Source organism: Danxiaibacter flavus, from assembly GCF_041060425.1.
Classification (GTDB): domain Bacteria; phylum Bacteroidota; class Bacteroidia; order Chitinophagales; family Chitinophagaceae; genus Danxiaibacter; species Danxiaibacter flavus.
On record NZ_JAULBC010000004.1, the window covers coordinates 149,244 to 169,248 of the forward strand.

Consider the following 20,005-nt stretch of genomic DNA (forward strand, 5'->3'; position numbering starts at 1 on the left):
TTTTGCGTTGTTAACATGAACAATCAAATCTAAAATTTATAAAAATGGGACTTTCCAAATTAGGGATCTTTCACACAGCCATTGGTGTTATTGCGATTATTGCGGCAGTTATTGCTTTTATCAGGAGCGGTAAAATAGACTTGAACAAACTGCCGGGCAAAATCTATTTTTATTTTACGCTTATCACTTCACTGACAGCCCTTGGATTATCAAGTATTAAGGGTGTTAATCCGGGACATATTCTTGCGCTATTAATCGTGGTTTTGATATCGGTGGCATATTTTTTACATGCAAAAAAGCCAGGAAACAACCGGGCACGTTATATCGAAACGTTTTTTCTGTCATTCAGTTTCTTCTTATCGATAATTCCTACCGTAAATGAAACATTTAACCGTATTCCTGCAGGACATCCTTTGGCTCATGGACCTAAAGATCCATTAATTGCAAAAACACTGCTGTTACTTTTAATTTTGCTTATCGTTGGTTCTGTTTTGCAATTTAGGCAACAGCGTAAAATGAATAAGCTGGCCTGATTTAAGGCGTTTATTACTTTTGTAAAGCTGTAGTTTACATAACCAAAATTCCGGCTGCGTAATTCACAGCCGGCAATACAATTGGTGTTTGCGAATAGTTATTTTATTTCAATAGTCCGGGAAGTCATCCTGCCATAACCATTAAGAACTATTTTGGCTGGATGCAGTTCTATAACTCCGTATGAATTTTGTGCTTCCGTCTCTACCATTCCTTCCGCAACGATACAGGGTATTCCATTGATTTCACAAAAAGCGCCGGCATGGTGGTGTCCGGCTATAACTGCTTTTACACATTTGAAACTAGAGATCAGATTTATTATTTGTTGGTCATTCAATGCAGTGAGCCCTTCTGCGCAGCCCAGCGGATGATGCGAGAATATCAACACCTCCTCACCTTTCTGTTGTGAAAGATCAAGAAGGTTTTCAAGCCAGAGCAACTGCTTGCTGCTGATACCCCCATTGTATTCCTCGGCATTTTTCCCATTTCTTTCTTTGATTGTCCTGGTCATCTCTTCATACTCCTTTTGTTTCCAGGTCCCTGAAATATTTGAATAAGAAGCCACTTCATTAGTATTTAGCATGATAAAACGCCAATTCCCCTTTCTAAATGAATAATATTCGTCCGGCATGTTCAGCTTCTTATACAAAGCCTGATTATTGGCAATGTCACTATAGTCATGATTTCCCGGCGTTGTATATACCTGATTTTTAAATCCGTTCAACTCACTTAGTACAGTATCCAGATCTTTCGGGTTGCGGTCAGTAACATCGCCGAGGTTCAGCATGAAAGGGAGATGTTGCTGATTAAAAAAGGAAATGCTCTCTTTGAGTTTTGCTAATGAGTTCCTATAAAACCGGCTCCCCCTGCTGTCTGCATCTGCATATTGTATATCTGTCACTAACCCAAACCGGATAGCAGATTTTGTTTGTGCGTTGAGGTTTTGTGTAAAATGCATCAACAGGGTTAATGTGAAAAGAATCCAGATTTTTTTCATGTACTTATTTTTTATTTTGGTTGCCATTTAATTGAGTCAGCATTATCTGGTATCGCTTTTATGACATCCATTTTTGCACTTTTTCATATCAACTGCTATGCACTGATAAAGCAAGAACATTTGTTCTTGTAAACTTGCGGCAGATCGCGACGGTTTTGGAGACAAAACATTATTTTCTTTTCTATCGAATTTCTTTTTCCAATGAGCTTGCCCATTCGCTTATTTCGTCCTGTTGCGGCTTTGACAACTTTGCGTTCGTATGAACAAGCGTATACGACGATAACGGCATTTCTCCTTCCTTGACCGTTTTGGCTATCTCGTGGAGTTTTTTCTTTTTCTTCTCTACTGTATAAAGGTTAAACTCATCAAAATTCAGCTCCTCTTTGCCTTCATTTACATGACTTGATAACCACCACGCAATTGGCTGCATATTGTTATACCAGGGATAGCTGGTATTGTTGGAGTGACAATCGTAGCACGCAGTCTTTAAGAGTGTACTTACATGCTGAGGAACGGTGTAATGCCGCTCAATAGCATTAGCCTGCACTTGAGCCGAAATGTTTTTTTGTGGACGAAAAAATTGAATAATAATCAGTACCGCCGCAATCGGCATAATTACTTTTTTCATTGTGTTTATTTTTTTAATTTTTATTATCCGGATTCTTCAGCAGCATGCAAGCTTCACGGCAATCACCAGGTACGTCCTCATGTGGTAGAAGATCGTAATTGGAAAGATATCCAATTACTCAAATATTACTATGAAAAACCATACATTTTGCCGCTTTTTAATGATCAAATGATACGGCGAGTCAGCCACTGTCTTATCACTCTTACCGGTAATCACAAGAAAACTTTACTTATGTAACTGCTGTCATAAGGATTCGGCTTACACCAAAATAGTTTTGCCTTTGAAAACAATCTCCAGATGGACAATGGCGACGGATCGAACATAAAAAATACATTATTCAATAATAAATATTACCGGCAACATCAATTACATCAACCAATCATTTAGCTTACGATCTTTTCGGTTGTAAATGTCTATTTATGAAATTCAGCTTAATCGCTTTTATATCGGCAGCTCTACTATATGGAACCACAGGCCAGGCTCAGGACACCATTCGCATAACAGATTACGGGTATACGGCCGGCTCCAGGCAAAATGCAGTGCCTTATGTTTTAAAAGCATTGAATGATTGCAAAACAAAGAAAGACCCGGTACTGATATTTCCCGCAGGCCGGTACGATTTCTGGCCACAATATGTAACTGAGAAGTTATATTATGAAAGCAATACAGATGTTATCCCGCTCAGAAGATGCCCTATACTGATAGAAGGCTTCAATAAGCTTGAAATAAACTGCAACAAGGCCGATTTTATTTTTCATGACAGGATGCAGCCTTTTACTATCGACAGCAGTAAAAACATCACTATCCGTAATGTAAATATTGATTGGGAAATTCCTTTAACAGCCCAGGCTCAAATAGCTGAAGCTACAGATGATTATATAGACCTCGTCATTAATGCGTTTGAATCTCCTTATGTCATAGAAAACAACAAACTGGTGTTTGTTGGCGAAGGATGGAAAAGCGAATGGTGGGGATCAATGGAGTTTGACAACAATACAAAACAGGTAACATCGCAAACCGGGGATGCAGGCTGCATGGGCGATAACTTCAAAAATTATAAAGCCATAGAATTAAAACAAGGCTATGTGCGTCTGCAGTATACTGGCAAACACAAACCACTTAAGGGTAACTGGCTGGTGTTGCGGCACAGTGCAAGAGATCATGCTGGAACATTTATCATTAACAGCCGCAATGTTGTTATTGAGAATATGAATTTATATCACTGCGCAGGCCTGGGTATATTATCACAGTATTCGGGTGATCTTTATTTTAAGCGGGTGAATGTTGTTCCCAATGCAGTCAAAAACAGGATACTTTCAGGACATGATGACGGTATGCATTTTTCAAATTGCAACGGCCAGTTAACCATTGACAGCTGTCGTTTTTTATCACTGATGGATGACCCGGTAAATGTGCATGGTACTTCCGTACGCATCATGAAAAAATTGAGTGATACAAAGCTTCTTTGTCGATTTGTGCATGAGCAAAGTATCGGTTTTACCTGGGCAAGAGAAGGAGAAACAATTGGTTTTATTGAAAATGAAGCAATGAACACAATTGATACCGGCAAGGTTGAATCTTTTCATTTAAATAGTCCGGAAGAATTTGAGATAAGTTTTTCAAAACCTGTTCCCGCAACTATTATAGAAGGCGATGCATTGGAAAACCTGACCTGCACACCTGATGTTTTGATAAAAAACAGTTTTTTTGGAAGCAATCGGGCAAGAGGTATTTTGATTTCGACACCTGGTAAAGTAATCATAGAAAATAATGTATTTGAATCAAGCGGTTCCGCCATTTTGATTCCGGGTGATGCAAACGGCTGGTACGAATCAGGCGCTGTAAAAGATGTAACCATACGTAACAATGTTTTCAATGATCTATGTCTTACTTCATTGTACCAGTTTTGTGAAGGCATCATAAGTATTGACCCTGAAATACCCAGGCCTGACGCAAACAAACCTTTTCACAGGAACATACGCATCGAAAACAATACATTCCATCCTTTTGATTACCCCGTGCTTTATGCAAAATCAGCAGCAGGTTTACATTTTAATAATAACACCATCATCCGCTCAACGCGTTTCCAGCCATTTCATTACAGAAAGCATATGCTGACATTTGAATATTGCAAAACAATAGAAGTTGCAAACAATCAGCTACAAGGAGATGTACCCGGAAAAAACATCAAGCTTATCGCAACACCAAAAAAAGAATTACAACTGCAAAAACACCAGGGGATCGTATTGACTGAATAAGAAATTATTGCACCATTTATGTTTCCGACAAACAAAAGGACAAAGCTGAAATATTCACTTTGTCCTTTTTGTTTATCAAATTGCATCGTATCAGAAAAAGTATTTGCCTTACTAAATGTTGAAGATCCTCAAAGTAGCCTGTTAGTCTAAACGGGCATTGCTTCAAAATAGCTTGTCGAAATTTCAGATTCATTCAAAAGATCTATCATCCCAATTTGGGCCGTAGGACAACCAGATTCTTAAACTTACGAAAGATGGTGTTTTGGGGTTATTTAAAAGAACTTTTGGAACACCCATATAAACTTTATCGTTCTAACTTCATGCTTGCGGGAAAACAACCTTGCACGAACTGATCAATCAATAAATATCCACCTTATTAGGTAAATCATATTTGGTAGCTACAAATTGCGGGAATTTTCCTTGATTGACCCCAAAGAAAAAATAAATAAGGACGCTGAATCTCCAAACCTTAGCGTAGGGCTGGCGGAGATTGCGGGCTATATAACCTTGCCCGCAATTTTCGATTATAAATAGGTTATTAAAATTAAAATCATGAAACAATGAATTTTAGAACTTTAGATGTTCAGGAGATGGAAAAAATTATCGGTGGATTAACAAGAACGAACCGAAACACAGGATGCATGGCGATGGGCTTTGCCGCTGGAATTGCAGCTGGATTTAATCCGTTTGTTGGTGGATTGACAACATTTGGTTGTATGCTATTAACTCCCGCGGACTAGAGCAGCGTTTGTAAAATCAACATCATATCTCAGCGGCTAATAATATTATGAGCCTGCGTTATGCAAAGAGCAATTATAATACTATGGTAATATTATTGTTAGAAAAAAAGTTTCTTGCGTAGAAAGAGATATGATGTTGAATATCTAAACACCTGGGTCGAAATATTTATTAATAGACAATTCTAATGAGCTGATTTTTTTTAAATATCACCTGATTTTCAGGATAAAAAAAATAATAATGACTAGTAACGCCGGATTATTTATGGGACTCTTTGTGGTTCTGATTGCTCTACTTGGAAGATATTCTAAAAAAAGAAAGTCTAAAAAGTAAACCTATTTTATTGCCTTACTAAACTGCCCCTTTTTATGCACATAACGTTACGAGATATTTCAAAAAAATTCAAATCAAATATTGTATTTAAGAATCTAAATATTGATATTCAGTCAGACAGCATTTATTGTTTGCTTGGAAGTAACGGTGCGGGTAAAAGCACAATCATCAACTTACTTGCAAACCTTACAGAACCTGAAGAAGGCGCCATCTTGATAGACGGCAAAACTTTTGCAAAACACGAATTATCATTAAAAAAGACGATAGGCCTGCAAAGTCAATATAATCAATTAATCGAAGAGCTAAATGCTTACGATTACTTGCATTTCGTTGGATTGCTTTATGGCATGCGCGAAACAGAATTACATTCACAAATACAAAACCTTTTTGATTATTTTTTTGACGACAAAGAAAAACTCAAGAAAAGTATCAAAACTTTTTCTTCAGGGATGAAGAAAAAAATTTCAATATGTGCGGCGCTTGTAAATAAGCCGCAGCTTTTGTTACTAGACGAGCCCTTCGCAAATCTTGATCCCAGTGCGTGTGCAAGGCTTTGCTCTCTAATTAAAAAATATCGCACAAATAACAGAATAATTCTTATTTCTTCTCACGACCTTTTATATGTTGACCAGATCGCTACAAACATAGGTATTTTGGAACAGGGGGAACTTGTATTTAATGACACGCTCGATATATTTAAAAACAATTCAAAGAACGATCTTGGTACTAGTCTTTTGAAGTATTTAAGCCCCAAAGCTGAAAATAATATTGCCCTTGATAAAATAATCTAGCTGATGAAAATATTTCTATTTATATGGCAGTGGAAAATGCGGGAATATTATTCTCCTCAAAACTGGAAAAGACTGTTAATTATATTTTTCACTGTTTTATTTGTTGGTTTATATGCATACCTCACTGCAATTTTATTTGACGAGGCACATCTTGGCAAGATAGATCTAAATCCGGATAGATTGCTACAAATCAATCAATGGGCAATATTAGTCATACCTATTTTACTGAAATTCTTTCCATTTTATGTCATAAAACAAGCTCCAATTAGCTGTCACTATCCAATACCAAAAAATAAAATTGCACTAATTGATCTTGTTGCATTCAGTTTGACAAGGCCAGTAGTCGCAGCGTTGACAATATATGTTCTTTTGTTTTGTTCTTTAAGCCAGTATTCAACATTAGAAATTTCATTTAATCATTTCCTTTTTCTTTCATTTGGATTTTTAGTCGCGGAAAACTTAGGCAATGCGATTAGTTGGGGGAACAAAGTTTATAAAATGTTATTACTGTCTATATTTGCTTGCCTTCTAATTGGCATTTTTCTCTCATCGTCTTTTCCAGCAGTCTTTTTCTTGTTTTTAGGATTAGATCTACTTTTATTAGCGCTTTGGTTTTGCTTTTACTCCGCAAAGTTATATCAACTTGAAAATGTAGATGTAACGATCCCATTACTTAACAAATGTTCATACGTGAAGATAAGTATGACAAATTTTTTATTTAGGCGGTTATTTTTTCTTGCAATTACAGCAAAAACAGTATTCATGTTTTTTATAGCACCCAAAGTGCCTGAATTTACCAAGATAACTGTCCTCTTTCTTGTCGGATGTCCATTGTACTTATTCACTTATATTTTTAATAATCTATGGGGCATACTAAAAACAACTGCAATTACTATATCCATAACTAATAATTCATTTGAAAAATATGTGGACAGCTATTTTAAGCTTATAATACCAGCACTTTTGATTGACTTTATTATTACACTATTTTCAATGCATTTATTAAAAAACTTGAACCTAAAATTTTTACTTTGTTGGTTAAATATCTCCGTTGCTCTTGTTAGCCTTGGCATATTGATTTCTTTTTTGCAATTTTTCGAAGTAAAGCTTTCTTTATTCAATCTGAAGGGCACCACTTCACAAGTTTTTATCGCTGTCTTTTTTCCATTTGCAATAGCTATTGGCTACTGTTTTAATGAAAACATGTATTTGATCATAGGACATGTAGGATTGAGTCTTATTTCAATTGGGGCCTGGCTTTATATGAAAGCAAATAAAAAAAGCATTTGCAGACGATTTAAATCTAAACTTTTTTGGCTTGGCGATATGCGTTGAATAACAATGTCAGAACCAAAATGATTTTAAACAACCGAGTTGGTATGTATAGAGATCTATTGAACATGAATAAATTATTATTCTTTTTTGTGCTTGCTACAATAACTGTTGCTTTTGCCTATTTAATTCAGTCAATTTTTTTCACGCAGGATTTGTTTATTAGTACCTATGCAAACATATTAGATCAGGAAAGAATCACCGACTCCTTTAGACAAACAACAAATTGGATATGGCTCGGTTATGCTTCTATTCCTTTTTTATTATTGGCTAAAATTTTATATAATTCATGTTCTATAACCGTCGGCTGTTTGATTGGTATTGAAAAAAATAGCCTTAGAAGTAATTTTAATATTTGTTTAAAAGCAGAGCTGGTTTTTATTCCAGTTCTGTTCATACGTTTTATGTGGCTCAACATAAACGGGCCAACCGTAATAACCGACTTGAATTTCATACCGTTGTCCCTGATGAATTTAAGCAATACTGAAACTCCAAGGTCGTTATTCTATCCTTTGCAAACTCTAAACCTTTGGGAATTATTGTATTGTTATTTAGGAAGCGCCCCTCCTGTCTATTACCTACGGGATATCTATTAAAAAAGCGTGTCGAATATTTTGTTGCTCCTACCTTACCGGTCTGTTATTATTGATGTTAATAGCAGTGTTTTTAACAATTTCCTACTCTTAATTCTTAATGAAATGACAAATGGTAAAACCGTATTTTTTTATGCAATAATCACCGGCGTATTCTTGTTACTACTCGTTTTTGGCTATAAGGTTTACCAAATCAAAACTATTAAGGCCAGAGTGTGGCAGGAAACGAAAAGCCTACCGGACTTGCCCTTCTACTTTCCCTATGGTGGCAACGTTTTTACAAACAAACCCATCATTATAAACTATTTTTCGCCGGAATGCGAACATTGTCAGTATATGGCGACACAGATTGTTTCTCATAGCACCACATTGACGAGTGCGCATTTATTATTAATTACAGCTGCTAACTTGACAGATGCCGCGGGCTTTATGTCAACATTTAAATTAGATAGCCTGCCCTTTGTTACTCTGGGATTAGACACAAACAACGTATTCTTTAGAAAATTTGGTTCAAATACGGTCCCTTCATTTTACATATACAACGCACAGCATAATTTAGTTAGGAAGATAATGGGAGAAACTAAAATTGAAAACATTATAGACGCGATCAATGCTAAATAAATATCAAATCGTTCTTCAACAAGAACAATCCGACTGTGGCGTTGCCTGTCTACTATCAATTATTAAATATTATGGAGGCTCTAACACTTTGGAAAATATCCGTAAGCTCAGTGGTACTTACATTAAAGGCACGACACTGCTGGGATTATATCAGGCTGCCAAACAACTAGGTTTTGACGTTCAAGGATGCGAAATATCATTGGATAGACTGCTAAATACCGATGAACCTTGTATCCTACATGTCCAGCCAGATGAAAACTCGTACCATTATGTTGTTTATTATGGCACGGTAACCGAAAAAAGTCAGCATTATTTTATAATTGGAGATCCCGCTCGCGGAATGGCACATATTAGCCTGCCAGAACTGGAAAAAATTTGGACCACACACGTGTGCTTGTTTCTTTTTCCAAATGACCAATTCAAAAAATCAGCAGACGTTAAAACCGCTAAGCGTCAATGGTTGAAGCTGTTATTAAAAGATGATGTCCCCCTCTTGCTTGCTGCCACTGCATTAGGTATTGCCATATCCCTTTTATCACTAACCTTAGCAATTTTTTCGCAGCGGCTTGTTGATAATATCCTTCCGAAAAGAGACCTCCTTACGTTAACTGTGAGTATTACATTGGTATGTGTATTGCTTTTACTTAAAGAAGCATTTTCTGTTTTGCGTCAATATTTTTTCCTAAAACATAGCAGGGACTTCAATACGAGAGTCATTGATCTTTTTTATTCCCATCTCTTGAAACTACCAAAGCTATTTTTTGATACACGCAAGATTGGAGAACTAGTTGCACGCTTGAATGACACTTCGCGTATTCAACAAGCAATAAATCAATTAGCTAGTAATGCTATTATCGATGTTCTGGTTTCTATAACATCGATTGCCTTTATGTGCATTTACTCATGGAAAGTTGGTGTAGCCAGCCTTTTATCAATGCCTGTATTCTTTTCTATTATTTACGCTTTTAATAAAAAGATAAATGAAAAACAAAAAACTATAATGCATAATTATGCCAGTGTAGAAGCCAATTATATATCTACATTACAAGGTATAGATTCAATCAAAAGCTACAACAAACAGACCCTATTTGCTAACAAAAACAAAGCTGTTTACCGGGATTACCAAAATGTACAGCTTGATCTCGGAAAAATAAAAATTCGTCTTTCATTTTCTGCTAACGGATTTGGTATCCTATTTCTAACCGGTGTTCTTTTGTTTTCAACATCTCAGGTTTTAAACGAGCATCTCAAAACAGGTGAGCTTTTAGCTATTCTAGGCATGTGCGGTACATTGTTACCCGCCGTTGCAAATCTAGCATTAATGAGTATATCGATAAACGAGGCTGTGGTTGCATTTGACCGAATGTTTGAATTTGCTGCTTCGGAGCCTGAAAAAAAGGATATGTCAAAATCTGATTTAAGTTTATTTCACTCGTTATCTGTGGCAAATTTAAATTTTCGCTTTGCAGGAAGCCCTCCCATATTAAAAAATGTTTCATTTTTAGTGAGAAAAGGTGAAATTATTTCCATCATGGGTGACAACGGTTCTGGTAAATCAACACTTACCCAAATCATTCAAAGGCATTATCTGGCAGAAAGTGGGGAATTTATGGTTAATGGTAAGTTACCCCTTGAAGACGTTCAGTTGTCTAGTTGGCGAAGTTCTTGTTTAGTAGTTCCGCAAATCATTCACATTTTTAATGGAACAGTTTTAGAAAACATTGCCTTTGACGAGGCTATTAACAATACAGAGGCTGTTATTACGTTCTTACAACAACATGGATTTAGTCCTTTTTTTGACATTCTGCCCCAATCTGTTTTTACCCTGGTTGGAGAGGAGGGCTTAAATTTATCTGGAGGCCAAAGACAACTGATAGCATTTGCCAGAGCTTTATATAAAAAACCTCAACTTCTAATCCTTGATGAAGCGACCGCCGGAATGGACAGACATTGTGAGAGGTTTGTTTTAAACTTACTAGCGAAACTCAAAAATGATATGGGAATTATTTTTATTACCCACCGTTTGAATGTTCTAAAATTTCTTTGTGATAGAATTTATGTTTTAGAAAATAATACTATAACAACGGTTGGAGACCATGATACTTTATTGAGAACATCCAATCTTTATAGCAGATATTGGAACGATTTAACATCTTAATTCATTGATTGCACTAGCGGTAGCAAACATGTTTATAAAAACCGCTGCTTAAATAAAGTACACAACGGTCTTCAATCTAATGATTTTTTAACTCAAAGCCAGCCTCGATATTCAATTGAATTCCCTAAACAAACTCTTTTGGCGCAAACGAATAAAAGGACAACCACAGGAAATAAACCCGCTATCTACTCACAAAGCACCGTATAACTTTTTGATCAGCAAATTTCTGGGCATTTCTGATCTTAGACGCAATGTTTATCAGCGCACACCATTTGTATCAAAAACGAACAATTTAAAATCTTGGATAGCCCCAACCATCTGCGTGTCAATAACTTACAAAAACGGCACCAATATGGATTGCTTTACTGCGGCAATCAAATACTTGTCTCTATGTTTGGCACTTACTTTAAAACCGCGTGGCGCAATCTTACCAAGAACAGGTTAAACGCCTTCATCAATACAGCTGGCCTTTCTGTTGCTTTTATTTGCTGTATACTGCTTTCATTAACTGTGTACTACGAGTTCTCGTACGACAAATTTCATAAGAACGCTCCGCAGCTATACAAAGTTTATGCTTTAAGCCACACAGCAACGGGCGATGAAAAAAACGGCACAATGTCCTATCCCGCAGCACCGTCGATGAAAGCAAATGTGCCCGGTATTATTAAATCAACAGGTGTTATTTATGGCGGCACGGGTATTATGTACAAGGAAAAGGAAGTGGATAAAAACATTCTGCTGGTTGACAACGACTTCTTCAGCATGTTTACTTTTCCTGTGATAAATGGTAACGCGAACGCACCACTTGCAGGAATTGGCGACGTGGCAATCAGTCAAACAGCTGCGCGCGCAGTATTTGGTAACGAGAATCCGGTTGGCAAACTGGTCAGGGTAAAAATATCAGGCGAATGGAAGGAGCTCGCAGTTTCTTCGGTATTAGCAGATTTTCCGGACAATTCAACGCTTCGTTACGATATACTTGCCCGCATGGAGTTGAGCGGCGATTATGCAAGTAATAAAAACAACTGGAACAACCAGAATCATCCCGTATATGTGCAGATCAATCCAAATACAACACAACAGCAGGTAGAAAATGGCCTTCGCAATATGGTTAAGCAATTTCATCTGGCAGATGAAAAAGATCTGACAAAACGTGGTTTCCGCAAAGATGAAAATGGCGACATGTTTGCGTTCAAACTAGCACCTTTTACCAGCCTGCATTTCGACCAGGAAATCGGTTCAGGAGGCACAGTAAGCAAACCATACCTGTATACGCTTGTACTTATAGCTATTCTCGTACTTGTGATTGCGTGCTTTAATTTTATTAATCTCAACGTGGCTCGTGCATTTACACGTGCGCGCGAAGTAGGCGTGCGCAAAACAATCGGTGCCGGCAAAAAACAGATCTTTCTACAATTATGGGTGGAAAGTTTTATGCTTTGCCTGATAGCGCTTGTTATCGCGCTTGCGGTATCATATCCTTTACTTACTCCATTTAATGCCTTGTTTGTTGAAAAGCTAAAACTTACAACACTCATCCAGCCTGCCGTTATTGTAAGCGTTATGGCTGGCGTGGTGCTGGTATCATTCCTGGCCGGAGGCTATCCTGCATGGATGGTATCGAGGTTCAAAACAGTGGAAGTGCTAAAAGGCAAAGTGTCAGTGAACCGCTCAGTATATCTGCGCAACAGCCTGATTACTTTTCAGTTTGTCATGGCCAGCCTGCTGATATGCGGCACTTTTATTATTTACAGGCAGTTTGACCACCTGCGCGCAGCACCGCTTGGGTTTGAACAGGAAAATATAATAAGCATCCCTATAAAAAATAAAGAAAACAGTTCTGCTTATATCAGGCAACTAAGGGCAAGCCTCGCATCAAATCCCGAAGTAGTCAGCATTTCAGGCAGCTCCGGAAATATAGGCATTGGCCTGGATCATAGTCAAAGCACAATGGCTATGGGTTTTGACTATGAAGGCAGACAGATATTCACCAACCTGCTTACGGTCGATTACGATTTCGTGAAAACACTTGGAGTTAAACTTATTTCCGGCAGGGAATTTACACCCGAATTTACTTCAGACACTTCGACTGCAACAGATGGAAATGTAGTTGTTACTGAAAGCATGGCCAAACAATTCGGCAAGTCTGACGCACTCGGCATAACAATGACAGACACCTCCGGTCCGCACTGGACGATCGTTGGTATTATACCCGATTTTCACTTATTCAGCATGAATGAAAAAATGATGCCCTTAACATTAACGATGAATAAGCACAACCAGATTGGCTATATGCTGGTTAAAGTAAAAACCGGCAATCCGGCACGAACCATGGAAACCATCAGGGCAACGTACAAAACCATTGAACCCGATAATACCTTAACACCATCCTATGTTAATGAAAATACGGAAAGGTGGTACGAAAAGGAACAACGGCTTAGCAAGATCTTTTTTACATCTGCTGCGATTGCTGTACTATTGAGTTGTTTAGGCTTGTTTGCCATAGTTACACTTGTCATGCAACAACGCCGTAAAGAGATCGGTGTACGAAAAGTATTGGGTGCATCGATAGCACAAATAACATCTCTATTGTCAAAAGAATTTTTGTTCCTTGTACTGCTCGCATTTGCAATAGCAACCCCGATCGCCTGGTATTTCTTAAATCAATGGCTTCAAAATTTTCCATACCGGATTAATATCAGCTGGTGGATCTTTCCGGTTGCCTGCATTGTGGTGCTGTTGATCGCTTTCATTACCATAAGTGTTCAAACGATAAGAGCGTCCCTGGCTAACCCGGTTAAGAGCCTGAGAACCGAATAACATCTTGTATAATTGTCAATTCAATGTGGTTTAGTTAGGCAGGCATCGTCAATTTTGGAAGATGTCTCCTATCGTCGACATGACGATCCGGGCTTATCAGAAAAAGTAATCACAACAGCTCTGGCAACAAGTACATGATAATGTTCAGGTCTTGAACCGCATCGTCACCTCGACGACAGGAGAGGTCTCCCGAATATTGATCTGATCGTGATACTTTATGCGTGTTAAATACTACAAACTCTTAACTAAACGACATTGAATTGACAATTAAAAAGCTGTTTTCTCTCATCGCCGGAAACGGCTTTTTAAGGCCCGCTATTCCTGATATTCTGCAGTGCATGAAGAGCCGCTTTGAACCTATTGAATAACTTTCACTAAAAAATAATTTTATTCAATCTGTCATTTTCCTTTTTCAGGCGTGCAGCTAAAATATTTGTCTGCAGTAATTATTCTATGCTGATACAACCTCCGGCCATCAAAACGGAATCGACCTTCAACGCTTTAAAATTTCATGGCAGCAATGCCAAGCAAACGTCTGTACAAACCTAACTGCCCAAGAAAATACGATTCATGATCTATGGTGAAAACTATGGAATCGAACAATTTAAAATCACCTCCTGGCATCTCGAAAGGATCCTTTCCGTTTAATTGCTCTTCGGTCAATTTTTGCAAACCTTCTTTTAAAGCTGGCGAAACCTTATCCCATGCTTTGCGGCATTCTTCCAGCGAAGGATAGACTACACCATCCTGAATGCCTTTAAAACCCTGGAATTCTTTCGTTGTATCCAGTTGAATGTTTACCTGTATACCTTTAGCAAGCGCTTCTCTTTCATAGACCATTCGACCCGCAATATAGGCTACATGATTGGCCTGTGTATTAAGACGGTCGTGTGTTTTTTCTTCCGGAATATTCTCCAATGCATGGTGATATTGACTGGTGTGAAAATCATACAACGAAATAAAAAATTCCAACGCGTTCTTTTTTTGTGTTTCCATGTTTGTAATTTTTATAAATAAGGAATTTATAAATGCTAACAGTATTCACATTACAAACTTACCACGATTAATAGGCTCTAACGGTTGTGAATGCGTCAATTTCCGGGCCAATTGCGAAAGCCATTCGTTAGTTACCCGGAGAATAAAGCGTATTTCCCTATAAGACAATTCCATTTATATCAGTCGTCAGCACCTCGCTCATGTAATCAAAAAATGGTCGCATGTTCTTATAGGTTTGATTTGCCTGCTCTAAAAAATCTGCGCTCAGCACTTCGTCATCAGAAAACGGGCGAATAAGCAAATATTGCTTGTAGCGTAGCAGATCAACAGCTTCATGTTTTGCATCAAAACCTTTAGGAGCAGACTTTAATTGCTCGCCTTTAAGCGCTCCGAATGTCTTTATAAATGATTTGCTGCCGAGAATTTTTCTTAATGGTGCAGGGTCAAATGCAATATCATCCCTTACCCGTTTCAGATCTTCATTGTTTGGTCCCCAGAAACCACCGGCAACAAAGTTGTTGCCCGGCTCAATATGGAAATAATAACCACCGCGGCGGAATTTGGTGGCGCGTTTAAAATTGCCGCTCCAGCCGGTTTTATAAGGCGTTTTATCTTTCGAAAAACGGCTATCCCTGTAAATACGATGCAATGCTTTTTTGCCTGAGAGCGTTTCTATCGCATCGTGCACGCTTAGCGCCTGTAGCAATGCATCAGCAAAAGCTTCCAGCTTTTCCGATTCCCGAATAAAAATGTTTTTATGCTGGTTGAACCATTCCCTGTTGTTATTTTTCTTCAGATCAGCTAAAAAGTCAAAGGAAGAATGGGCAATTTTTACTTCATTTTGTTTGGTCATAAACGATGCATTAAAGGCAAAAGCCGGGGGCAAATATAAAGGCTCAGTTAGCGTTTCTCCTGTGCAAAATTTTTTGAAAATAATATCATGATCACCTGATATTGGCCGGACTTTCTTACAGGAAACAATTAATACGATAAACTTTCTTATATTAATAATCGTAACGCAAGTACAAAATCTTCATCATCAACAAAAATTTATTCCAAAAAATTTGCGAAACCGAATGGTTGCTCATATATTTGCAACCGAACAGTTTCACATAAATGATGCGCAAATGAGAAGAGATGTTTTTCAAGCCATTGCCGATCCGACCCGAAGGGCCATCATTGCTTTAATCGCATTACAGGCAATGACCCCTAATGCTATCGCAGAGCATTTTGACACAACACGCCAGGCGATTTCAAAACACCTGAGAGTGTTGACCGAATGTGAATTGGTGAAACAGGAACATCAGGGGAGGGAAATATATTATCAACTTGAACTTGATAAAATGAAAGAAATAGATAAATGGTTGGAACAATTCAGGAAGATTTGGGAAAACCGCTTCCAGCAGCTCGACCAACTTTTAGCCACTATAAAAAAGCAAAAAAAATGACGCAAAATTTGCAATTCGACTTCCTTGCAGACAAGAAAAAAAATACACTCACCATCAGGCGTGAGTTTTTAGCAGGTCGACAATTGGTTTGGGACTGCTACACCAAAAGTGAGCTTCTTGACCAATGGTTTGCACCAAAGCCTTTAACCACAAAAACCAAATCAATGGATTTTCGTGAAGGCGGGCATTGGCATTATGCAATGGTAGAACCAAACGGCACTGAATATTGGGGCCTGACAGAATATCAGAAAATCAAACCGATCGACTACTATACAGCACTTGATGCGTTCTCCAACGCAGAAGGTGAAATAAATGAAGATCTGCCCCGCGCTGAATGGCTCGTAACTTTCACTGATAAGAATGAGAATGCTTTAGTAGAAACTATTGTAACCTACAAATCACTTTCCGATTTGGAACAGGTTATTCAAATGGGTATGGAACAAGGAATGAAGGCAACGCTGGAAAAACTCGACGAATTATTATTAACTATCAACAAATAAAAAATGAGCAACAAAATAACAATTTCTGCCACCGTAAATGCAGATATCAAAAAAGCCTGGGACTATTATACAAATCCGGAACACATTACAAAATGGAATTTCGCGGATCCTTCCTGGCACTGCCCTTCAGCATCCAATGATATGAAAGTGGGCGGAAAATATGCAGCAAGAATGGAAGCAAAAGATGGAAGTTTTGGCTTTGACTTTGAAGCTACTTACAACGAGATTGTTAACGGTGAAAATTTCACCTACACAATGCCAAATGGCAGAAAGGTGAATGTTGCCTTTAAAGAAGATGGCAACCAAACTGATGTTGATGTAACATTTGATCCGGAAGATCAACATCCTCTGGAGTTCCAAAAAAATGGCTGGCAGGCGATATTGAACAACTATAAACAATATACAGAAACGAACTAAGGAACGAAGACAATCTGCCATTGTTTCGAAAACACTTTTTGCGGCTAATTGATTTAGTTGTGCAATACAAAACGGACAAACTGATTATTTCAGTGTTGTCCGTTTTGCTATCTGAGATCCTTTCCGTCATTTCGTTTTACCGTTAAATATCAATGTGAAGCCCTCAACACCTGTTGCGAATTACGAAAAACTGGTTTAATTTTACTATGCAACCGGAAATAGCATCGACATTTTAAAAGATGATTGTAATACTCCGAAGCACTACCTCGCCTGCCGGGTCAAAATTCAGGGCGATACTCCCGAAAAACAAAAGCACGAAAAAATAAGCATCATAAACGTCTTACCCCACTAGCCGACACGGCTGATCCGCACCTTGTCGATAAAACTGCATTGCTGTAATTATAACACATAAAGTCTATTGTATGACTCCCAATGAAAAATGCAACCGCCGGAGGTTCATTAAAACAACACTAATTGCAGGTGCCACTGCAGGTATTGCTGCTCCGCTCCTCCCCGGCCCGGAACAGACCAGTGCATCACAAATAACGATGCTCACATCTGACGGGAAACTGGTAACTGTCAACAAATCGGTTCTCGAACAAACAACCGGTCAAAAAAAAGCGACAGAAAGAGAAGTTTTTGAATGGATGAACAACAAACATAAAACCTGATTTTCATTGCACCTCCCTTACTAATTTCTTCACATTCAAACCCAAGGTAATGAAACTTACGACCAAACTTTCACTGCTAAGTGTTGCACTGGTAATAGCAATGCTGGGCTACATAATTTCCTGCACACACAAAGATACTGTTCCACCCAGTGGCGGATCCAACGGGTCTGATATAACACGCGGAACAGACCATATCGGCCTTAGTGATGGCAAAACCAGCTTCGACAAGGCACACTCAAATGTCAACTGGTCAACTGCCTACCTTGGCCAGGTATCTATATTAACCGGTAGATTCAACACTTTTGGATTCAACTCGTTCAACTTTTATGAGGATAAGGCCGACAGCATTTATTTCGAAGCGTACGTTTACCTGAACAGCGTTAACACAAGCGAACCTGCAAGAGACGGCGGCTGTCTGCTCTCTACGTTTGGAACCTCAGCCGGTGCGGGTTATGTAGATAGCAACCTCGCTATTATTAAAAGCAAAAAAGTAGAATTAAGCACAACTGATAAAGGCTATATCGTCACAGCCGACTTTACCTTTCATGGTGTAACTAAAGAAGTGACCGCCAAAATGGATTATGCAGGCAAAGCCAATCAGGGCACATCCGACACTTATGGTTTTAACCTGGCGTTCTCCATTTTAGCCATTACTGATTTCGGAATTCAATCGACCAGCATTGGTGATAACGTCAATATTGCGTGCGGCGCCGCATTCAAACATACGCCTTAATCCTGCTAAAGTCGCGTGATTGCTCACAAGCAAATTATCAGTTATGAAATCAAGAAAAATTTATTTAATATGGATTCTTGCATTGGCTACAGGATGTTACTATGACGTAATTAAACCTGCAGACCCCAACGCGCCACCACAAAGTGTTAGCTTCAGTGGAGATCTACAACCCATTTTTGATGCTAATTGTACCAGTTCGGGCTGCCATGGCGGCGCTCACGAACCTACGTTAACGGCAGACAAATCATACAATTCTCTTATGTCTGGCGGTTTCGTAAACGTCCTTATTCCAACAGAAAGCATACTGTACCAGGAAGTAAATTCCGGCTCAATGCCTCCAACAGGCAAACTGGCACCTGTTCAGATTCAACAGATCCTTGACTGGATTAAGAATGGCGCACCTAATAACTAACTAAAAAAAGCACAAATGAAAGCATACACAAATACATACTGCAGCATTTATAAAGTTGCGTTGCTGGTGCTGCTGTGCTTTACAGGACTGGTGAAAAACGGATACGGACAAGATAGTACAGCTACTACCCAGGATACAACAGCGCACGAAGCAGAAGAGCAAACTCCAACACCCAAAAAAAGTAAACCTGTAAAAGAAACATTCGCCAGCATTTGGATATTGGACAATCAAACTGTTGTGGTTCCCGTTAAGGGCACAATGGAACTTGATTTCATGCATCGCTTTGGAACGATTGAAAATGGCTACCAGGATTTCTTTGGCTTGTTTGCAGGAACCAATATCAGGCTTGCGGGAAACTATGTTCCTATAGATAAATTAATGGTAGGATTATCTTTTACTGAATACAATTTAACATGGGAAGGATATGCAAAATACGCTTTGCTGCAACAAACACAGGACAACAAAATACCCGTGAGCGTAACCTACTATGGAGATGTCTCTATCGATACAAAAGCCGACCCAACAGGAACACTTTACCCGCACTTTTCCGACAGAATGATGTTTTTCAACCAGCTGATCTTCGCAAGAAAAATATCTGACAGATTTTCAATACAGGTAGCACCAAGCATTACGCATGTTAATACTGTACAAGGCTTTTATCCCGGTGATACAACCGCAGATGGCAAAAGCGTGCTGGAAAAAGAAATGCATCACGATCACTTCGCAATCGCCTTTTCAGGAAAGATAAAACTATCCAATACACTTAATCTCTTATTGAATTATGATCAGCCAATAACAAAACACATGACCAATAATCCAAATCCGAATTTATCGGCAGGTTTAGAGATCGTAACCAGTGCACATGCGTTCCAGGTGCTTATTGGCAATTACCGCTACATCACACCATCACGCAACAACTATTATAATAACAATAACTACCAGGATGGACAGTGGCTTATCGGATTTAATATAACGCGTCTGTGGAATTTTTAATCAACAAACAAAATATTCTTCCTCAAATACCAAAT

General features: G+C 38.5%; 19 protein-coding genes. 15 read left to right on the top strand and 4 right to left on the bottom strand.

Annotated features, from left to right (window positions below; all coding sequences use genetic code 11):
* Positions 1 to 44: 44 nt before the first annotated feature.
* Entirely contained in the window at positions 45 to 533 is a 489-nt protein-coding gene (locus QTN47_RS13365) for a hypothetical protein (protein ID WP_369329890.1), read from the top strand.
* Positions 534 to 631: 98 nt separating this feature from the next.
* On the opposite strand, the gene QTN47_RS13370 is transcribed toward QTN47_RS13365, so the two are convergent.
* Both QTN47_RS13370 and QTN47_RS13375 read right to left on the bottom strand, forming a co-directional pair.
* Positions 632 to 1,528 carry a metallophosphoesterase gene (locus QTN47_RS13370; protein ID WP_369329891.1) on the bottom strand — a complete coding sequence of 299 codons (897 nt, stop codon included), beginning with the start codon at positions 1,526 to 1,528 and terminating at the stop codon, positions 632 to 634.
* A gap of 181 nt (positions 1,529 to 1,709) precedes the next feature.
* Positions 1,710 to 2,156 carry a heme-binding domain-containing protein gene (locus QTN47_RS13375; protein ID WP_369329892.1) on the bottom strand — a complete coding sequence of 149 codons (447 nt, stop codon included), beginning with the start codon at positions 2,154 to 2,156 and terminating at the stop codon, positions 1,710 to 1,712.
* A 419-nt stretch (positions 2,157 to 2,575) separates the two neighbouring features.
* Here QTN47_RS13375 and QTN47_RS13380 point away from each other — a divergent pair, with 419 nt between their 5' ends.
* The 7 genes from QTN47_RS13380 to QTN47_RS13410 all read left to right on the top strand — a co-directional run bounded on the left by QTN47_RS13380 (position 2,576) and on the right by QTN47_RS13410 (position 13,800).
* Positions 2,576 to 4,414, top strand: coding sequence for an alpha-1,3-galactosidase-related protein (locus QTN47_RS13380; protein ID WP_369329893.1), 1,839 nt, complete (start codon positions 2,576 to 2,578; stop codon positions 4,412 to 4,414).
* A 560-nt stretch (positions 4,415 to 4,974) separates the two neighbouring features.
* Positions 4,975 to 5,154, top strand: coding sequence for a Blp family class II bacteriocin (locus tag QTN47_RS13385; protein WP_369329894.1), 180 nt, complete (start codon positions 4,975 to 4,977; stop codon positions 5,152 to 5,154).
* Positions 5,155 to 5,520: 366 nt separating this feature from the next.
* Positions 5,521 to 6,276, top strand: coding sequence for an ABC transporter ATP-binding protein (locus QTN47_RS13390; RefSeq protein WP_369329895.1), 756 nt, complete (start codon positions 5,521 to 5,523; stop codon positions 6,274 to 6,276).
* A 3-nt stretch (positions 6,277 to 6,279) separates the two neighbouring features.
* Positions 6,280 to 7,611, top strand: coding sequence for a hypothetical protein (locus tag QTN47_RS13395; RefSeq protein ID WP_369329896.1), 1,332 nt, complete (start codon positions 6,280 to 6,282; stop codon positions 7,609 to 7,611).
* 695 nt (positions 7,612 to 8,306) lie between these two features.
* Positions 8,307 to 8,822 carry a TlpA family protein disulfide reductase gene (locus QTN47_RS13400; protein ID WP_369329897.1) on the top strand — a complete coding sequence of 172 codons (516 nt, stop codon included), beginning with the start codon at positions 8,307 to 8,309 and terminating at the stop codon, positions 8,820 to 8,822.
* A complete protein-coding gene (locus tag QTN47_RS13405; protein WP_369329898.1) occupies positions 8,812 to 10,980 on the top strand; it encodes a peptidase domain-containing ABC transporter in 2,169 nt (722 codons plus the stop codon). The genes QTN47_RS13400 and QTN47_RS13405 overlap by 11 nt, the downstream gene beginning before the upstream one ends.
* A 390-nt stretch (positions 10,981 to 11,370) precedes the next feature.
* Positions 11,371 to 13,800 carry an ABC transporter permease gene (locus tag QTN47_RS13410; protein ID WP_369329899.1) on the top strand — a complete coding sequence of 810 codons (2,430 nt, stop codon included), beginning with the start codon at positions 11,371 to 11,373 and terminating at the stop codon, positions 13,798 to 13,800.
* Between the two features lie 501 nt (positions 13,801 to 14,301).
* On the opposite strand, the gene QTN47_RS13415 is transcribed toward QTN47_RS13410, so the two are convergent.
* Together QTN47_RS13415 and QTN47_RS13420 are read right to left on the bottom strand one after the other, a co-directional pair.
* Positions 14,302 to 14,796, bottom strand: a complete 495-nt coding sequence (locus QTN47_RS13415; RefSeq protein WP_369329900.1) for a DinB family protein — start codon at positions 14,794 to 14,796, stop codon at positions 14,302 to 14,304.
* 157 nt (positions 14,797 to 14,953) lie between these two features.
* Complete coding sequence (locus QTN47_RS13420) at positions 14,954 to 15,649, bottom strand: DUF2461 domain-containing protein (RefSeq protein ID WP_369329901.1); 696 nt, start codon at positions 15,647 to 15,649, stop codon at positions 14,954 to 14,956.
* A gap of 274 nt (positions 15,650 to 15,923) precedes the next feature.
* On the opposite strand from QTN47_RS13420, the gene QTN47_RS13425 reads away from it, so the two are divergent.
* The 7 genes from QTN47_RS13425 (at position 15,924) to QTN47_RS13455 (ending at position 19,970) form a co-directional block, all read left to right on the top strand.
* Positions 15,924 to 16,244, top strand: a complete 321-nt coding sequence (locus QTN47_RS13425) for an ArsR/SmtB family transcription factor (protein ID WP_369330224.1) — start codon at positions 15,924 to 15,926, stop codon at positions 16,242 to 16,244.
* Positions 16,241 to 16,744, top strand: a complete 504-nt coding sequence (locus QTN47_RS13430; protein WP_369329902.1) for an SRPBCC family protein — start codon at positions 16,241 to 16,243, stop codon at positions 16,742 to 16,744. The genes QTN47_RS13425 and QTN47_RS13430 overlap by 4 nt, the downstream gene beginning before the upstream one ends.
* Before the next feature lie 3 nt (positions 16,745 to 16,747).
* Positions 16,748 to 17,161 (top strand): SRPBCC family protein, encoded by a 414-nt coding sequence (locus tag QTN47_RS13435; protein WP_369329903.1) that lies wholly within the window; start codon positions 16,748 to 16,750, stop codon positions 17,159 to 17,161.
* Between the two features lie 422 nt (positions 17,162 to 17,583).
* Complete coding sequence (locus QTN47_RS13440; protein WP_369329904.1) at positions 17,584 to 17,832, top strand: twin-arginine translocation signal domain-containing protein; 249 nt, start codon at positions 17,584 to 17,586, stop codon at positions 17,830 to 17,832.
* A 49-nt stretch (positions 17,833 to 17,881) separates the two neighbouring features.
* Positions 17,882 to 18,565, top strand: a complete 684-nt coding sequence (locus QTN47_RS13445; RefSeq protein WP_369329905.1) for a YceI family protein — start codon at positions 17,882 to 17,884, stop codon at positions 18,563 to 18,565.
* Between the two features lie 43 nt (positions 18,566 to 18,608).
* The gene (locus QTN47_RS13450; RefSeq protein WP_369329906.1) at positions 18,609 to 18,977 is read left to right on the top strand and encodes a hypothetical protein; all 369 of its coding nucleotides are present in this window, start codon (positions 18,609 to 18,611) and stop codon (positions 18,975 to 18,977) included.
* A 15-nt stretch (positions 18,978 to 18,992) separates the two neighbouring features.
* On the top strand, positions 18,993 to 19,970 hold the full coding sequence (locus QTN47_RS13455; RefSeq protein WP_369329907.1) for a DUF5777 family beta-barrel protein: 978 nt from the start codon (positions 18,993 to 18,995) through the stop codon (positions 19,968 to 19,970).
* Positions 19,971 to 20,005 lie beyond the last annotated feature (35 nt).

What these genes read in the sequence shown, in the direction of transcription:
- QTN47_RS13365 (WP_369329890.1), top strand. Translation starts at nt 45, where the DNA reads ATGGGACTTTCCAAATTAGGGATCTTTCACACAGCCATTGGTGTTATT.
- QTN47_RS13370 (WP_369329891.1), bottom strand. Translation starts at nt 1,528, where the DNA reads ATGAAAAAAATCTGGATTCTTTTCACATTAACCCTGTTGATGCATTTT.
- QTN47_RS13375 (WP_369329892.1), bottom strand. Translation starts at nt 2,156, where the DNA reads ATGAAAAAAGTAATTATGCCGATTGCGGCGGTACTGATTATTATTCAA.
- QTN47_RS13380 (WP_369329893.1), top strand. Translation starts at nt 2,576, where the DNA reads ATGAAATTCAGCTTAATCGCTTTTATATCGGCAGCTCTACTATATGGA.
- QTN47_RS13385 (WP_369329894.1), top strand. Translation starts at nt 4,975, where the DNA reads ATGAATTTTAGAACTTTAGATGTTCAGGAGATGGAAAAAATTATCGGT.
- QTN47_RS13390 (WP_369329895.1), top strand. Translation starts at nt 5,521, where the DNA reads ATGCACATAACGTTACGAGATATTTCAAAAAAATTCAAATCAAATATT.
- QTN47_RS13395 (WP_369329896.1), top strand. Translation starts at nt 6,280, where the DNA reads ATGAAAATATTTCTATTTATATGGCAGTGGAAAATGCGGGAATATTAT.
- QTN47_RS13400 (WP_369329897.1), top strand. Translation starts at nt 8,307, where the DNA reads ATGACAAATGGTAAAACCGTATTTTTTTATGCAATAATCACCGGCGTA.
- QTN47_RS13405 (WP_369329898.1), top strand. Translation starts at nt 8,812, where the DNA reads ATGCTAAATAAATATCAAATCGTTCTTCAACAAGAACAATCCGACTGT.
- QTN47_RS13410 (WP_369329899.1), top strand. Translation starts at nt 11,371, where the DNA reads ATGTTTGGCACTTACTTTAAAACCGCGTGGCGCAATCTTACCAAGAAC.
- QTN47_RS13415 (WP_369329900.1), bottom strand. Translation starts at nt 14,796, where the DNA reads ATGGAAACACAAAAAAAGAACGCGTTGGAATTTTTTATTTCGTTGTAT.
- QTN47_RS13420 (WP_369329901.1), bottom strand. Translation starts at nt 15,649, where the DNA reads ATGACCAAACAAAATGAAGTAAAAATTGCCCATTCTTCCTTTGACTTT.
- QTN47_RS13425 (WP_369330224.1), top strand. Translation starts at nt 15,924, where the DNA reads ATGAGAAGAGATGTTTTTCAAGCCATTGCCGATCCGACCCGAAGGGCC.
- QTN47_RS13430 (WP_369329902.1), top strand. Translation starts at nt 16,241, where the DNA reads ATGACGCAAAATTTGCAATTCGACTTCCTTGCAGACAAGAAAAAAAAT.
- QTN47_RS13435 (WP_369329903.1), top strand. Translation starts at nt 16,748, where the DNA reads ATGAGCAACAAAATAACAATTTCTGCCACCGTAAATGCAGATATCAAA.
- QTN47_RS13440 (WP_369329904.1), top strand. Translation starts at nt 17,584, where the DNA reads ATGACTCCCAATGAAAAATGCAACCGCCGGAGGTTCATTAAAACAACA.
- QTN47_RS13445 (WP_369329905.1), top strand. Translation starts at nt 17,882, where the DNA reads ATGAAACTTACGACCAAACTTTCACTGCTAAGTGTTGCACTGGTAATA.
- QTN47_RS13450 (WP_369329906.1), top strand. Translation starts at nt 18,609, where the DNA reads ATGAAATCAAGAAAAATTTATTTAATATGGATTCTTGCATTGGCTACA.
- QTN47_RS13455 (WP_369329907.1), top strand. Translation starts at nt 18,993, where the DNA reads ATGAAAGCATACACAAATACATACTGCAGCATTTATAAAGTTGCGTTG.